This is a genomic window from Pseudomonas sp. REST10 (genome assembly GCF_029542605.1).
Lineage (GTDB): Bacteria > Pseudomonadota > Gammaproteobacteria > Pseudomonadales > Pseudomonadaceae > Aquipseudomonas > Aquipseudomonas khazarica.
The window spans coordinates 221,650-236,718 of sequence record NZ_CP035677.1; the positions used below are offsets into that span (position 1 = coordinate 221,650).

Annotated in this window: 12 protein-coding genes; 4 read left to right on the forward strand and 8 right to left on the reverse strand. The window is 62.0% G+C overall.

Going from position 1 to position 15,069, the window contains the following annotated elements; all coding sequences use genetic code 11:
• Nucleotides 1-6: 6 nt before the first annotated feature.
• From rsmG to rpmH, 7 genes are all read right to left on the reverse strand, one after another.
• Nucleotides 7-654: a 16S rRNA (guanine(527)-N(7))-methyltransferase RsmG gene (rsmG, locus tag EWH21_RS01035; protein WP_277700582.1), complete on the reverse strand. Its 648-nt coding sequence runs from the start codon at nt 652-654 to the stop codon at nt 7-9.
• Nucleotides 651-2,543, reverse strand: a complete 1,893-nt coding sequence (gene mnmG / locus EWH21_RS01040) for a tRNA uridine-5-carboxymethylaminomethyl(34) synthesis enzyme MnmG (protein ID WP_047589346.1) — start codon at nt 2,541-2,543, stop codon at nt 651-653. Before mnmG ends, rsmG begins: the two co-directional genes overlap by 4 nt.
• A gap of 629 nt (nt 2,544-3,172) precedes the next feature.
• Nucleotides 3,173-4,540 carry a tRNA uridine-5-carboxymethylaminomethyl(34) synthesis GTPase MnmE gene (gene mnmE / locus EWH21_RS01045; RefSeq protein ID WP_277699594.1) on the reverse strand — a complete coding sequence of 456 codons (1,368 nt, stop codon included), beginning with the start codon at nt 4,538-4,540 and terminating at the stop codon, nt 3,173-3,175.
• A gap of 105 nt (nt 4,541-4,645) precedes the next feature.
• Nucleotides 4,646-6,391 (reverse strand): membrane protein insertase YidC, encoded by a 1,746-nt coding sequence (yidC, locus tag EWH21_RS01050; RefSeq protein WP_277699595.1) that lies wholly within the window; start codon nt 6,389-6,391, stop codon nt 4,646-4,648.
• A 2-nt stretch (nt 6,392-6,393) separates the two neighbouring features.
• Nucleotides 6,394-6,639 carry a membrane protein insertion efficiency factor YidD gene (yidD, locus tag EWH21_RS01055; RefSeq protein ID WP_080757053.1) on the reverse strand — a complete coding sequence of 82 codons (246 nt, stop codon included), beginning with the start codon at nt 6,637-6,639 and terminating at the stop codon, nt 6,394-6,396.
• Nucleotides 6,632-7,036, reverse strand: coding sequence for a ribonuclease P protein component (gene rnpA, locus EWH21_RS01060; protein ID WP_277699596.1), 405 nt, complete (start codon nt 7,034-7,036; stop codon nt 6,632-6,634). The genes yidD and rnpA overlap by 8 nt, the downstream gene beginning before the upstream one ends.
• 13 nt (nt 7,037-7,049) lie before the next feature.
• Nucleotides 7,050-7,184 carry a 50S ribosomal protein L34 gene (gene rpmH, locus EWH21_RS01065; RefSeq protein WP_003290924.1) on the reverse strand — a complete coding sequence of 45 codons (135 nt, stop codon included), beginning with the start codon at nt 7,182-7,184 and terminating at the stop codon, nt 7,050-7,052.
• 518 nt (nt 7,185-7,702) lie between these two features.
• On the opposite strand from rpmH, the gene dnaA reads away from it, so the two are divergent.
• The 4 genes from dnaA to gyrB are packed head-to-tail and all read left to right on the forward strand — an operon-like array spanning nt 7,703 to nt 13,864.
• Nucleotides 7,703-9,193: a chromosomal replication initiator protein DnaA gene (gene dnaA / locus EWH21_RS01070; protein WP_037054792.1), complete on the forward strand. Its 1,491-nt coding sequence runs from the start codon at nt 7,703-7,705 to the stop codon at nt 9,191-9,193.
• 31 nt (nt 9,194-9,224) lie between these two features.
• Complete coding sequence (dnaN, locus tag EWH21_RS01075) at nt 9,225-10,328, forward strand: DNA polymerase III subunit beta (protein ID WP_037054793.1); 1,104 nt, start codon at nt 9,225-9,227, stop codon at nt 10,326-10,328.
• A gap of 7 nt (nt 10,329-10,335) precedes the next feature.
• Nucleotides 10,336-11,439, forward strand: a complete 1,104-nt coding sequence (gene recF, locus EWH21_RS01080; protein WP_152487454.1) for a DNA replication/repair protein RecF — start codon at nt 10,336-10,338, stop codon at nt 11,437-11,439.
• A 4-nt stretch (nt 11,440-11,443) separates the two neighbouring features.
• Entirely contained in the window at nt 11,444-13,864 is a 2,421-nt protein-coding gene (gyrB, locus tag EWH21_RS01085; protein ID WP_047592346.1) for a DNA topoisomerase (ATP-hydrolyzing) subunit B, read from the forward strand.
• A gap of 271 nt (nt 13,865-14,135) precedes the next feature.
• Here gyrB and EWH21_RS01090 read toward each other — a convergent pair whose 3' ends face one another.
• Nucleotides 14,136-15,068: a phosphatidate cytidylyltransferase gene (locus tag EWH21_RS01090; protein ID WP_037052335.1), complete on the reverse strand. Its 933-nt coding sequence runs from the start codon at nt 15,066-15,068 to the stop codon at nt 14,136-14,138.
• Nucleotide 15,069 lies beyond the last annotated feature (1 nt).

Genomic DNA, 15,069 nt, shown 5'->3' on the forward strand with positions numbered 1-15,069 from the left:
TCCCCCTTAGACCGAGCGACGCAGTATCAACAGATGGCGTTGGCCTTGGCAACCGGGAACCCGCAACACGTGCGTGGCACTGAGGCGGAAGTCCGCCGGCAACGCCTGCAGCTCATCGTCCGGGTGGACCCCTTTCATCGCCAGCCACTGGGTGTCGGCATTGCCAAGGTGGCGCGTCCAGTCGCTGAAATCCTGCAGGCTGCTGAAGGCCCGCGAGCTGATGCCGTCGAAGGGCCGCTCGGGTCGATACGCTTCGACCCGGCTGTGGACAACCTCGAGGTTGTCGAGTTTCAGCTCGAGCTTCACCTGGACCAGAAAACGGGTCTTCTTGCCATTGGAGTCGAGCAGGGTGAAACGCCGTTCGGGGAACATGATCGCCAGCGGAATGCCGGGCATGCCGCCGCCGCTGCCGACGTCCAGCCAGTTATCCCCACGCTCGGCCACGAACGGCACCACCGACAGGCTGTCGAGCAGGTGACGCGACACCATCTCGTCGGGATCGCGCACGGCGGTGAGGTTGTAGGCCTTGTTCCACTTGATCAGCAGGCCCAGGTAGGCGAGCAACTGCTGCTGTTGTGGCTCGCTGAGCTCGACGCAAAGCTCGCGAGCGCCCTGGATCAGTTCTTCGGCGTGACGCTGGGTGACCGACATCAGGCGCTCTGCTCCAGTTTCTGACCCGCACTGCGTTTCTTCAGGTGAATCAGCAGCAGGGAGATCGCCGCCGGCGTGACGCCGGGAATGCGCCCGGCCTGGCCGAGGGTGGCCGGACGGGTGTTGCCCAGCTTGAACTGGATTTCCTTGGACAGGCCGGAGATGGCGCTGTAGTCCAGGTCCTCCGGCAGCTTGGTGTCCTCGCTGGCCCGCAGCTTGGCGATCTCTTCCTGCTGGCGGTCGATGTAGCCGGCGTACTTGGTCTTGATCTCGACCTGCTCGGCCACCTGGTTATCCACAGCCGGTGACTCGGTCACTTCGGCAAGGGTGGCGTAATCGATCTCCGGACGGGCCAGCAGATTGAGCAGGTGGTATTCGTGGGCCAGCGGGGTACCGAAACGCGCGGCGATGGCATCGCCCTGCGGGGTGCCCGGGCGTACCCAGGTGCTCTTCAGGCGCTGTTCTTCCTGGATGATGCCCTCACGCTTGGCTTCGAACGCCGCCCAGCGCTCGTCATCGACCAGGCCCAGCTCGCGGCCCTTCTCGGTCAGGCGCAGGTCGGCGTTGTCCTCGCGCAGAATCAGCCGGTACTCGGCCCGCGAGGTGAACATGCGGTACGGCTCCTGGGTGCCGAGGGTGATCAGGTCGTCGACCAGCACACCGATGTAGGCCTCGTCACGGCGCGGGCACCAGGCTTCCTTGCCCTGCGCGCGCAGCGCGGCATTGCAGCCCGCCAGCAGGCCCTGGGCGCCGGCTTCTTCGTAGCCGGTGGTGCCGTTGATCTGCCCGGCGAAGAACAGGCCGCCGATGACCTTGGTCTCCAGGCTGTACTTCAGGTCGCGCGGATCGAAGTAGTCGTACTCGATGGCATAGCCCGGACGCACGATATGGGCGTTCTCCATGCCGCGGATGCTGCGCACGATCTGCAACTGCACATCGAACGGCAGCGAGGTGGAAATACCGTTGGGGTACAGCTCATGGGTGGTCAGGCCTTCCGGCTCGATGAACACCTGGTGGCTGTCCTTGTCGGCGAAGCGGTGGATCTTGTCTTCGATCGACGGGCAGTAGCGCGGCCCCACGCCTTCGATGACACCGGAATACATCGGCGAACGGTCGAGGTTCGCCGCGATGATCTCGTGGGTACGGGCATTGGTGTGGGTGATCCAGCAACTGATCTGCTGCGGCTGATGCTCGCGCTTGCCGAGGAAGGACATCAGCGGCGTCGGCGTGTCCCCCGGCTGCTCGGTCATCACCGAGAAGTCCACGGAGCGTCCGTCGATGCGCGGCGGAGTGCCGGTTTTCAGGCGACCGACACGCAGCGGCAGTTCGCGCAGGCGCTGGGCCAGGGCGATGGAAGGCGGGTCGCCGGCGCGGCCGCCGGAGTAGTTCTGCAGGCCGATGTGGATAAGTCCACCGAGGAAGGTGCCTGTGGTCAACACCACGGAATCCGCATGGAACCTGAGGCCCATCTGGGTAACCACGCCCTTGACCTCGGCGTTTTCCACAATCAGGTCATCGGCGGCCTGTTGAAAAATCCACAGATTGGCCTGGTTTTCCAGAATCTCGCGTACCGCCGCCTTGTACAGCACGCGGTCGGCCTGGGCACGGGTCGCTCGAACGGCCGGACCCTTGCGGCTGTTGAGGATACGGAACTGGATGCCGCCCTTGTCGGTGGCAGTCGCCATCGCACCGCCGAGGGCATCGATTTCCTTGACCAGGTGGCTCTTGCCGATCCCGCCGATGGCCGGGTTGCAGCTCATCTGGCCAAGGGTCTCGACATTATGGGTGAGCAGCAGGGTCTTCACGCCCATGCGCGCTGCAGCCAGGGCTGCCTCGGTACCGGCATGACCGCCACCGATCACGATCACGTCAAAACGGGAAGGGAAATCCACCACGCACCTCGTGCCTGTTGAGAAAGGGGTCTGAAAGAAAGGCGGCAAGTATAGGGACTTCGCTCTCCTGAATGAAGCCTTCTGCACAAAAAATAGCCAACCGGTTACCGCTGTTCTCTGCACCTGCGCACCCGACCTGATCACCTTCCTGACCTGCTAAAGCGGGTACTGGCTTATAAAGAATAGAAAGAGAGAATTTTTATAAAGCTTGTTCTTTATGTTTATGTATAGAGCAGACCATTTCTGTGGATAACAAGCTGTAGGCCTTGTACCTCTGGGTGTACAGAGAATGATAAGGCTGTGTCGATCCTGCTCGTTTGCGCTGGGCAAGCTGCTGAACCACTGTGGATGGAATGGATGGTTACCCACAGGGGCGGTTACGCCCAGCTTTGTCATAGGCTTATGGGCAGGGTTCAGGGGCGGTTTTCCACAGGGTTTATCCTGGCCTGAATAACTCGCTGGCGAGGCGGCGCACGCTGGATATGTGAGGCGAAAGAAAGCTGCAGGCAGCGGGCATCAGCCCGGATGCGAACCAGGAAGTGGCAAGGAAGGCTGAGTCGGCGCTGGGAGAAGGAGCGCGTTTTGCGCAACGGGAAGAGGGCGACGCGGCCTGTCTCAGCCTGCCGGTGTCACTTGCCGATGCAGAAGCTGGAGAAGATGCGCCCCAGCAGGTCGTCGCTGCTGAAGGCGCCGGTGATCTCACCCAGGGCCTGCTGGGCCATGCGCAGGTCTTCGGCGAGGAGTTCGCCTGCGCCCATCAGGGTCAGCTGGTTGCGGCCGTGATCGAGGTACTGTTCGGCCTGGTGCAGGGCTTCGAGGTGGCGCCGACGGGCGCTGAAACCACTTTCGGCGGTCTGTTGATAACCCATGCAGGCTTTCAGATGCTCGCGCAGCAGTTCCAGGCCTTCGGCGGACTTGGCCGACAGACTGAGGGTGACATGGCCATCGGCGCTGGTTGCCAGCGTGACGGCCTCGCCTGACAGGTCAGCCTTGTTGCGGATCAGGGTGACGCGTGCGGGATCCGGGCGCTGCTCGAGAAACTCCGGCCACAGGGCGAAGGGATCGGCTGCCTCCGGTGCGGTGGAGTCGACCACCAGCAGGACCCGGTCGGCCTCGGCAATGGCCTTCAGCGCGCGCTCCACGCCGATGCGCTCCACCTGGTCATCGGTAGTGCGCAGGCCGGCGGTGTCGACCACGTGCAGGGGCATGCCGTCGATGTGGATATGTTCGCGCAGGACGTCGCGGGTGGTGCCGGCGATATCCGTGACGATGGCCGCCTCGCGCCCGGCCAGGGCATTGAGCAGGCTGGACTTGCCGGCGTTGGGACGGCCAGCGATGACCACCGTCATGCCGTCGCGCAGCAGGGCGCCCTGGCCGGCTTCGCGCAACACTGTGGATAAGTCTGCGCGAACGCCGTCGAGTTGCTTCAGCACATGGCCGTCGGCGAGAAAATCGATTTCTTCCTCGGGGAAGTCGATGGCCGCCTCGACATAGATGCGCAGCTGGATCAGCGCTTCGGTCAGCGCATGCACGCGCCTGGAAAACTCGCCCTGCAGCGAGCGCAGGGCATTGCGTGCGGCCTGTTCGGAGCTGGCCTCGATCAGGTCGGCGATGGCTTCGGCCTGGGCCAGGTCGAGCTTGTCGTTGAGAAATGCACGTTCGCTGAACTCACCCGGTCGGGCCAGGCGTGCGCCCAGCTCCAGGCAACGGCGCAGCAGCAGGTCGAGCACCACCGGGCCACCGTGGCCCTGCAACTCGAGTACGTCCTCGCCGGTGAAGGAGTTCGGGCCGGGAAAATAGATCGCCAGGCCTTCGTCCAGTACCTGCTCGGCTTCACCGTGAAAGGCGCCGTGATGAGCGAAGCGGGGTTTCAGCTCGCGCCGGCAGATCGTCTGCGCCAACTGCCCGGCCAGTGGCCCCGAGACCCGCACGATGCCGACGCCGCCGCGTCCCTGGGCGGTGGCTACGGCTGCGATGGTGTCTCGGGCATGGGTCATGGCATTCACTCGGTTGTAGGCAGGGCCAGGGTCGCTACGGGGACGATGGATAGCAAAACGCCCCAATCATGGGGCGTTTGCTTGATGCTTGGAAGCCTTGTCGAATCAGGCGTTGGCCGGTTTCGATGCGGCTTCGATCCTGCGGGTAATGTACCACTGCTGGGCGATGGACAGGCAGTTGTTGACCACCCAGTACAGCACCAGACCAGCCGGGAACCACAGGAAGAAGAAGGTGAAGATGATCGGCATCAGCTTCATCACGCGCGCCTGCATGGGGTCCGGCGGCGTCGGGTTGAGCTGCTGCTGGATGAACATGGTCGCGCCCATGATGATCGGCAGGATGAAGAACGGATCCTTGATCGACAGGTCGGTGATCCAGAACATCCACGGCGCCTGACGCATCTCAACGGATTCCAGCAGTACCCAGTACAGGGCGAGGAACACCGGCATCTGCACCAGGATCGGCAGGCAGCCGCCCAGCGGGTTGATCTTCTCTTTCTTGTACAGCTCCATCATCGCCTGGGACATCTTCTGGCGATCGTCACCATGCTGCTCCTTCAGGGCCTGCAGCTTCGGCGATACGGCACGCATGCGCGCCATCGAGCGGTAGCTGGCAGCCGACAGCGGGAAGAAGATCAGCTTGATGATGATGGTCAGGAAGATGATCGACCAGCCCCAGTTGCCCAGCAGGCTGTGGATGACTTGCAGCAGCCAGAAGATCGGCTGGGCGAGGAACCACAGGAAGCCGTAGTCGACGGTCAGCTCCAGGCCCGGGGACAGGGTGCCCAGGTGTTCCTGCAGCTTGGGACCGGCATAGAGGACGGCGCCGGTTTCGCCCTTGGCGCCGGCAGCGACCTGAACGGCCGGGCCGGTGAAGCCGACGATGTAGTTGCCCTGGCTGTCCTTGCGGGTCTGGATCAGGTTGCTGGCATCCTTGCTCGGTACCCAGGCGGTGACGAAGTAATGCTGCAGCCAGGCCACCCAGCCACCCTGGACGGTTTCCTTGAAGGCATGCTTGTCGATGTCTTTCATCGACAGCTTTTTGTAGGGCTCGTCAGGGGTCCAGACGGCGGCGCCCAGGTAGGTGGCGGTACCGGTTGCGGTGGTCGAGGACGGATCGCCGCTGCTGTCACGCTTGAGCTGGGCGAACAGGTTGCCGCTCCAGGCCTGATCGCTCTGGTTGTCGATCAGGTAACGAACGTCGACCTGGTAGGCGGACGGATCGATGCAGCCAGGCTTCTTCAGCTGCTGCTCACGGGCCGAGCACTGCGGGTTCAGGCCGCGCTTGAAGCTGTAGCGCTTGATGTAGCTGACGCCGTTTTCGCTGTAGGTCAGGTCGACCACCAGGCTGTCCTGGCCTTCGGCCAGCGCATAGCTCTGTTTCTCGCTGCTCCACAGGGCACGGCCGCTGGATTTGTCCGGAGCGTTCTGGCCGATCAGGCCGCTCTGGGCCAGATAGGTGCGCTCGCTGCCGTTATCGAACAGCTGGAAGGGGACGTCCGGGCGGTCCTGACGGCGGGGGTACTGAGGCAGACGCAGTTGCACGACGTCGCCACCACGCGGATCGATGGCCAGCTCGAGTACGTCGGTCTTGACCCGAATCAGCTCGTCGCTGGTGGCAGCGGTCGGCGCCACGGCAGCAGCGCTGGGCTCGGCCACGGCAGTGGGGATGTCATCGCCGCTGGTGCTGGCGGATGCCACTGGCGTGTCAGGCAGGTTGGGCGTCGCGGCATTCGAGGTGCTTACCTCGGCCGGCAGGGCAGCCTGGCCATAGTCCTGGTTCCATTGCAGGACCATGAGGTAGGACACGACTGCCAGGGCGACGATCAGGATCGAGCGTTGGATATCCATGATTATTCGGCCATCGAAGGGGATCGGGATGTTTTCGCGGGGGGAACCGGGTCGTAGCCACCTGGATTCCAGGGATGGCAGCGACCTAGCCGGCGGGCTGTCAGCCAGCCACCACGCAGGAAGCCATGTTGATCGATGGCTTCGTAGGCATAGCAGGAACAGCTTGGGTAAAAGCGGCAGTGACTGGCCATCAGGGGGCTGATGGCGTAGCGATAAACCTGAATGCAGGCTAGGGCCACTTTACGCATGGGGCGTGTCGCTTGTCCCGGGGGATGGTTCTGCGTCGCGACTGGGCCGGTTACGGGCCAGGCGTTTCCAGAGTTTGCCGAACTGCTGAGCGAGTTCGGCATTTTCCAGATCGCCTAGCCCTTTCCGGGCGACCACCACGATGTCCCAGCCAATCAGACTGTGCTGATTAAGCCTGAAGGACTCGCGGATTTGACGCTTGATGCGGTTGCGCTCGACGGCGAGCTTGACGCTCTTCTTGCCGATCACCAGACCTAGACGGGAATGATCAAGCTGGTTGTCGCGCGCTAGCAACAGGACACTTTTGCCCGGAGCCTTACCGCTTGGGGAGTCGAAGACTGCCTTGAATTGCCGGGGAGTCAGCAGTCGCTTTTCCCGGCCGAAGCCTCGACTCACCACCTGTCTGGATGAATTAGACAGTCAGACGCTTGCGGCCCTTGGCGCGACGACGCGACAGGACTTGACGGCCGTTCTTGGTAGCCATACGAGCACGGAAACCGTGGGTGCGAGCGCGCTTGATGGTGCTGGGTTGGAAAGTGCGTTTCATGGTGCGTTACCTGGGTGATCGACTAGGGTCGGAATGACCCCGGTTTAAAGAGACCGGCAATTCTAGAGAAAGCCGCACGGTAGGTCAATTTCCAACCAACCTTATTCGCCAGATAAGAATAGAAAGAAGGAAAGGGTTTAAAGAACCTTTTCTCTTTTTATGATGATTAGCGCCGTGCCCCGCTGTGGAAAACCTGCTGCAGTGCCGGCTGCCTGTGGCATGCGCCCAATGATAAGCCTGTCCGAAAAGGGTGTGCGAGATGTGCGCCGGCTGGGCACAGCCTGAGGACAGAATGCGGGTTTACCCACAGGCCGTTTGTCCCTGCACTCATCCCCAGGCTTTTGCAGAATGTTCAGGGGTGCTTATCCACAAGGTTTGGCGCGCTAAAGATAAGTCTGATGAATGTAACTAAGGCTTTGATTTTACTTGGCCATCTTCACTTCGCTATGTGGATAACTCGGTCGTGGCTCGCTACAATGGCAGCTGTTTTTGCACGCCGCCTGGATAGGGGATAGTCAGTGTCAGTGGAACTATGGCAGCAGTGCGTCGAGCTTCTGCGCGATGAATTGCCGGCCCAGCAATTCAACACCTGGATACGTCCTCTGCAGGTCGAAGCCGAAGGCGACGAGCTGCGTGTCTACGCGCCCAACCGCTTCGTGCTCGATTGGGTCAATGAAAAGTACCTGAGTCGTTTGCTCGAACTGCTCGGTGAGCGCGCTGGCGGTCTGGTGCCTGCGCTCTCCTTATTAATAGGCAGCAAGCGCGCGGCAACCGCTCGTGTCGCGCCGACTGCGCCGCCGCCGGCCGCCGCTCGTGCCGCGCAGCAGCAGAAAGTCGCCGCGACCAGCAAGCCCGTTCCGCCACCCGTGCAGGAAGAGCCTTCGCGCGCCAGTTTCGACTCCATGGCCGGCGCTGCTCCGCAACCGCCGACACCGGCCGTTGCGCCGCGTACAGAACGTACGGTGCAGGTCGAAGGTGGGCTCAAGCACACCAGTTACCTCAATCGCACCTTCACCTTCGACAACTTCGTCGAGGGCAAGTCCAACCAGTTGGCGCGTGCCGCTGCCTGGCAGGTGGCCGACAATCCCAAGCACGGCTACAACCCGCTGTTCCTCTATGGCGGTGTCGGCCTGGGCAAGACGCACCTGATGCATGCGGTAGGCAATCACCTGCTGGCGAAGAACCCCAATGCCAAGGTGGTCTATCTGCACTCCGAGCGCTTCGTCGCCGACATGGTCAAGGCGCTGCAGCTCAACGCGATCAACGAGTTCAAGCGTTTCTACCGTTCGGTGGACGCGCTGCTGATCGATGACATCCAGTTCTTCGCCAAGAAGGAGCGCTCCCAGGAGGAGTTCTTCCATACCTTCAATGCGCTGCTCGAAGGTGGTCAGCAGGTCATTCTCACCAGTGACCGCTACCCGAAGGAGATCGAAGGTCTGGAGGAGCGCCTGAAGTCGCGCTTTGGCTGGGGCTTGACCGTTGCGGTCGAGCCGCCTGAGCTGGAGACCCGTGTCGCGATTCTGATGAAGAAGGCCGACCAGGCCAAGGTGGATCTGCCGCACGATGCGGCCTTCTTCATTGCCCAGCGCATTCGCTCCAACGTGCGCGAGCTGGAAGGTGCGTTGAAACGGGTGATCGCTCACTCGCACTTCATGGGGCGCGACATCACCATCGAGCTGATCCGTGAGTCGCTCAAGGATCTGCTGGCCCTGCAGGACAAGCTGGTCAGCATCGACAATATCCAGCGCACCACGGCCGAGTACTACAAGATCAAGATCTCCGACCTGCTGTCCAAACGACGCTCGCGTTCCATCGCGCGGCCGCGTCAGGTGGCGATGGCGCTGTCGAAGGAACTGACCAACCACAGCCTGCCGGAAATCGGTGTGGCCTTCGGCGGTCGTGATCACACCACGGTATTGCACGCATGCCGTAAGATTGCTGAACTTAGGGAATCCGACGCGGACATCCGCGAGGACTACAAGAACCTGCTGCGTACCCTGACTACCTGATTCGCAGCTCCACGAGGCAAGGGACTAGACCATGCATTTCACCATTCAACGCGAAGCCCTGTTGAAACCCCTGCAACTGGTCGCCGGTGTCGTGGAACGACGCCAGACGCTGCCGGTTCTGTCCAACGTCCTGCTGGTGGTCGAAGGCCAGCAGCTGTCGCTGACCGGCACCGACCTGGAAGTCGAACTGGTTGGCCGCGTCACGCTGGAGGATGCCGCCGAGCCGGGCGAAATCACCGTGCCGGCACGCAAGCTGATGGACATCTGCAAGAGCCTGCCGAGCGACGCGCTGATCGATATCCGCGTCGACGACCAGAAGCTGCTGGTCAAGGCCGGTCGCAGCCGCTTCACCTTGTCGACCCTACCGGCCAATGACTTCCCCACCGTCGAGGAAGGTCCTGGCTCGCTGACCTTCAACCTGCCGCAGGCCAAGCTGCGTCGCCTGATCGAGCGCACCAGTTTCGCCATGGCTCAGCAGGACGTGCGCTACTACCTCAACGGTATGCTGCTGGAAGTACAGAGCGGCATGCTGCGCGCCGTGGCCACCGACGGTCACCGCCTGGCCATGTGCTCGATGGAAGCCAGCATCCAGCAGGACGGCAAGCACCAGGTGATCGTGCCGCGCAAAGGTATTCTCGAGCTGGCGCGCCTGCTCACCGAGCAGGACGCCGAAGTGGCCATCGTCCTGGGTCAGCACCACATCCGTGCCAACACCGGCGAGTTCACCTTCACCTCCAAGCTGGTCGACGGCAAGTTCCCGGATTACGAGCGCGTTCTGCCGCGCGGTGGCGACAAGCTGGTGCTGGCGGATCGTCAGGGCCTGCGTGAAGCGTTCAGCCGTACAGCGATTCTCTCCAACGAGAAGTACCGCGGTATTCGCCTGACTCTGGCGGCCGGTCTGCTGAAGATCCAGGCCAATAACCCGGAGCAGGAAGAGGCCGAGGAAGAGATCGTCGTCGACTACAACGGCAGCGGCCTGGAGATCGGTTTCAACGTCAGCTACCTGCTGGACGTGCTGGGTGTGATGGGCACCGAACAGGTTCGCCTGATTCTCTCCGATTCCAACAGCAGTGCCCTGCTGCAGGAAGCCGACAACGACGATTCTGCCTACGTCGTCATGCCGATGAGGCTCTAAGCCTTTAATGTCCCTCAGCCGCATCATGGTCACCGCGGTGCGCAATCTGCACCCGGTGACCCTCTCCCCCTCACCCCGCATCAACATCCTTCACGGCGCCAACGGCAGCGGCAAGACCAGTGTGCTGGAGGCCATCCATCTGCTCGGCCTCGCTCGCTCCTTTCGCAGCACCCGCCTGCAACCCGTCATTCACTACGAGCAACCGGCCTGTACCATTTTCGGCCAGGTGCAACTGGCTGAAGGTGGCGCCAGCAATCTGGGTATCTCCCGCGATCGTCAGGGTGAGTTGCAGATTCGCATCGATGGCCAGAATGCACGCAGTGCTGCTCAGCTCGCCGATCTGTTGCCTCTGCAGCTGATCAACCCGGACAGTTTTCGTCTGCTGGAGGGTGCGCCGAAGATCCGCCGGCAGTTCCTCGACTGGGGTGTGTTCCACGTGGAACATCGCTTTCTCGGTGCCTGGCAGCGGCTGCAGAAAGCCCTGCGGCAGCGGAACTCGTGGCTGCGGCATGGTACACTTGACGGTGCTTCGCAGGCCGCATGGGACCGCGAATTGTGCAGTGCGAGCCAGGACATAGACACCTACCGAAGGGCCTATATCCAGGCGCTGAAGCCGGTGTTCGAACGTACGCTCGCCGAGCTGCTGCAGCTGGAAGGACTGACCCTGAGTTACTACCGCGGCTGGGACAAGGATCGTGAGCTGAGCGACGTGCTCGCCTCATCCCTCCAGCGTGACCAGCAACTCGGGCACACCCAGGCCGGACCACAGCGCGCCGATTTGCGTCTGCGCCTGGCGGGGCATAACGCGGCAGAGATCCTGTCGCGGGGGCAACAGAAACTGGTGGTGTGTGCATTACGCATCGCCCAGGGCCACTTGGTCAACGAAGCCAAGCGAGGCCAGTGTATCTATCTGGTGGACGACCTACCGTCGGAACTGGATGAGCAGCACCGTCAGGCGTTATGCCGGTTGCTGGAAGATTTGCGCTGCCAGGTGTTCATCACCTGTGTAGATCATGAATTGTTGAGGGAAGGCTGGCAGACGGATACGCCGGTTGCCATGTTCCACGTGGAACATGGCCGTATCACCCAGACCCAAGACCATCGGGAGTGAAGGCATGAGCGAGAACCAAACGTACGACTCCTCCAGCATCAAGGTGCTGAAAGGACTGGACGCCGTACGCAAACGTCCCGGGATGTACATCGGTGACACGGACGATGGTAGTGGTCTGCACCACATGGTGTTCGAGGTGGTCGACAACTCGATCGACGAGGCGCTGGCCGGTTACTGCAGCGAAATCACCATCACCATCCACCCTGATGAGTCGATCAGCGTGCGTGACAACGGCCGTGGTATCCCGGTCGACACGCACAAGGAGGAAGGTGTTTCCGCCGCAGAGGTCATCATGACCGTGCTGCACGCGGGCGGTAAGTTCGACGACAACAGCTACAAGGTTTCCGGTGGTCTGCACGGCGTGGGTGTCTCGGTGGTCAATGCCCTCTCCAAGGAGCTGGTGCTGACCATTCGCCGTAGCGGCAAGATCTGGGAGCAGACCTACGTGCATGGTGTGCCTCAGGCCCCCCTGACCGCTGTCGGCGATACCGATGGCACGGGCACGCAGATCCACTTCAAACCGTCCGAAGAGACCTTCGCCAACATTCACTTCAGCTGGGATATCCTGGCCAAGCGTCTGCGCGAGCTGTCTTTCCTCAACTCCGGCGTGGGTATCCTGCTGCGTGACGAGCGCACCGGCAAGGAAGAGCTGTTCAAGTACGAAGGCGGCCTGAAGGCTTTCGTCGAGTTCCTCAATACCAACAAGACCGTGGTCAACCAGGTGTTCCACTTCAACATCCAGCGCGAAGAAGATGGCGTGGGTGTGGAGGTCGCCCTGCAGTGGAACGACAGCTTCAACGAGAACATCCTCTGCTTCACCAACAACATCCCCCAGCGTGACGGTGGTACCCACCTGGCAGGCTTCCGCTCTGCCCTCACCCGTCACCTGAACAACTACATCGAGCAGGAAGGCCTGGCCAAGAAGTTCAAGGTCAGCACCACCGGTGACGATGCCCGTGAAGGCTTGACCGCGATCATCTCGGTCAAGGTTCCGGATCCGAAATTCAGCTCGCAGACCAAGGACAAGCTGGTCTCCAGCGAAGTGAAGACCGCGGTCGAACAGGAAATGGGCAAGTACTTCGCCGACTTCCTGCTGGAAAACCCGAACGAAGCCAAGGCCGTGGTCGGCAAGATGATCGACGCTGCCCGTGCCCGTGAAGCGGCGCGCAAGGCACGTGAGATGACCCGTCGCAAAGGCGCCCTGGATATCGCCGGCCTGCCCGGCAAACTGGCGGACTGCCAGGAGAAAGACCCGGCGCTGTCCGAACTCTACATCGTGGAGGGTGACTCCGCGGGCGGTTCTGCCAAGCAGGGCCGTAACCGCAAGACCCAGGCGATCCTGCCGCTCAAGGGCAAGATCCTCAACGTCGAGAAGGCGCGCTTCGACAAGATGCTCTCCTCCGCCGAAGTCGGCACCCTGATCACCGCACTGGGCTGTGGTATCGGGCGTGAGGAGTACAACATCGACAAGCTGCGTTACCACAACATCATCATCATGACCGATGCTGACGTCGACGGTTCGCACATCCGCACCCTGCTGCTGACCTTCTTCTTCCGTCAGCTGCCCGAGCTGATCGAGCGTGGCTATGTCTACATCGCCCAGCCTCCGCTGTACAAGGTCAAGCGCGGCAAGCAGGAGCAGTACATCAAGGACGACGAGGCCATGGACGAGTACATGACCCAGTCGGCCCTGGAAGACGCCAGCCTGCACGTCAACGAGAATGCCCCTGGCCTGTCCGGTGGTGCGCTGGAGAAGCTGGTCGGCGAATACCGCAGCGTGATGAAGACCCTGGATCGCCTGTCGCGCGTCTACCCCAAGGACATCACCGAGAACCTCGTCTACCTGCCGCGCATCGGCCTCGAGCAGTTGGCCGACCAGGCCGGCATGCAGGCCTGGCTGGACAGCTTCAGCGCGCGTCTGAAGTCGATGGAGAAGTCCGGGCAGACCTACACCGCCAGCCTGCGTGAAGACCGTGAGCGCCACATCTGGCTGCCTGAGGTCGAGGTCAAGGCGCACGGCCTGTCCAGCTACACCACCTTCAACCGCGACTTCTTCGCCAGCAACGACTACAAGAGTGTCACGGCTCTGGGCGATCAGCTGAACAGCCTGCTGGAAGACGGTGCCTACGTGCAGCGTGGCGAGCGCAAGAAGCCGGTGAGCACGTTCAAGGAGGCCCTGGACTGGCTGATGACCGAAAGCACCAAGCGTCACAGCGTGCAGCGATACAAAGGTCTCGGCGAGATGAACCCGGATCAGCTGTGGGAAACCACCATGGACCCGGAAGTGCGGCGCATGCTCAAGGTGACCATCGAGGATGCCATCGCGGCCGACCAGATCTTCAACACCCTGATGGGCGATGCCGTGGAGCCGCGCCGCGACTTCATCGAGTCCAACGCCCTGGCGGTGTCGAACCTGGACTTCTGATCACCAGCCCTCTGGTATCGGAAACAGAAACCCCGGCCTGTGTGCCGGGGTTTTTTATGGCTGTCGCTATGGCAAAAGGCTTACAAGGAGAAGCGCCATGGGCGTCTCCCCTCGCCTGCAGGTCTTGGCTAATCTACACACACCTACCGGGAACTGGATGTCCCGGGTCACGGATGACAGACCGCGCCAGGACGGCAAACGACAGGAAGTCGGAAGGTCATGAAAAACCCGCCTCGGCGGGTTTTTTATTGCCTGCAGAAAAGGCGGGCCGTCAGGCCCACCAGTAGCGCACCATGTGGAAGAACACCGGGGCGGCGAAGCACACCGAGTCCAGCCGATCGAGCATGCCGCCGTGGCCTTCGATCATGTGGCCCCAATCCTTCACGCCGCGATCGCGCTTGATCGCCGACATCACCAGGCCGCCAGCGAAGCCGAGCATGCATACCAGCAAGGCGAAGAGCGCCGCCTGCCAGAAGGCGAACGGGGTGATCCAGCACAGCGAGGCGCCGATCAGCGTGGCCAGTGCCACGCCGCCGACAAAGCCCTCCACGGTCTTCGAGGGCGACAGGTTGGGGGCGATCTTGTGCTTGCCGAACAGCTTGCCGCAGACGTACTGCAGGACGTCCGAGAGCTGCACGACGATGATCAGCCAGGCGATCAGCAGCAGGTTGCGCCCTTCGTAGCCGGGAATGTCCAGGGTCAGCAAGGCGGGCACCGAGGAGATGCAGTACACCGCGATCATCAGGCCCCACTGCACCTTGGCTGCGCGTTCCAGGTAGCGCGTGGTGTCGCCGCCCAGCGAGGCGAGAATCGGCAGCAGCAGGAACAGGTAGACCGGGATGAAGATGGCGAACAGGCCGTACCAGCCCAGGGCGATCAGCAGGTACTGCATCGGCAGGGCGAAGTAGAAGGCTGCGACCAGTGCCGGATAGTCGCTGCGGCGGGTGGGCGTCAGCGTCATGAACTCGCGCAGGGCGTAGAAGGACACGAAGTAGAACAGCAGGACGACGCCGTTGTTGCCGAACAGGAAGGCGATGCCGATGACCAGCACCATCACCCACCAGGCGTTGATTCGCGCGTTGAGGTTGTCGATGACCGGGTTGGGGCGATCACCACTGCGCTTCTTCAGGAAGAAGCCGACCAGGCTGGCCAGCAGCAGCAGGGCACCGATACCGGCGAACAGCAGCAGGGTATTGCGATCCATG

Bases quoted from the DNA above. Each gene is read 5' to 3' on its own strand.
- mnmE (WP_277699594.1), bottom strand. From the start codon at position 4,540: ATGACCCATGCCCGAGACACCATCGCAGCCGTAGCCACCGCCCAGGGA.
- yidC (WP_277699595.1), bottom strand. From the start codon at position 6,391: ATGGATATCCAACGCTCGATCCTGATCGTCGCCCTGGCAGTCGTGTCC.
- yidD (WP_080757053.1), bottom strand. From the start codon at position 6,639: ATGCGTAAAGTGGCCCTAGCCTGCATTCAGGTTTATCGCTACGCCATC.
- rpmH (WP_003290924.1), bottom strand. From the start codon at position 7,184: ATGAAACGCACTTTCCAACCCAGCACCATCAAGCGCGCTCGCACCCAC.
- dnaN (WP_037054793.1), top strand. From the start codon at position 9,225: ATGCATTTCACCATTCAACGCGAAGCCCTGTTGAAACCCCTGCAACTG.
- recF (WP_152487454.1), top strand. From the start codon at position 10,336: ATGTCCCTCAGCCGCATCATGGTCACCGCGGTGCGCAATCTGCACCCG.
- gyrB (WP_047592346.1), top strand. From the start codon at position 11,444: ATGAGCGAGAACCAAACGTACGACTCCTCCAGCATCAAGGTGCTGAAA.
- EWH21_RS01090 (WP_037052335.1), bottom strand. From the start codon at position 15,068: ATGGATCGCAATACCCTGCTGCTGTTCGCCGGTATCGGTGCCCTGCTG.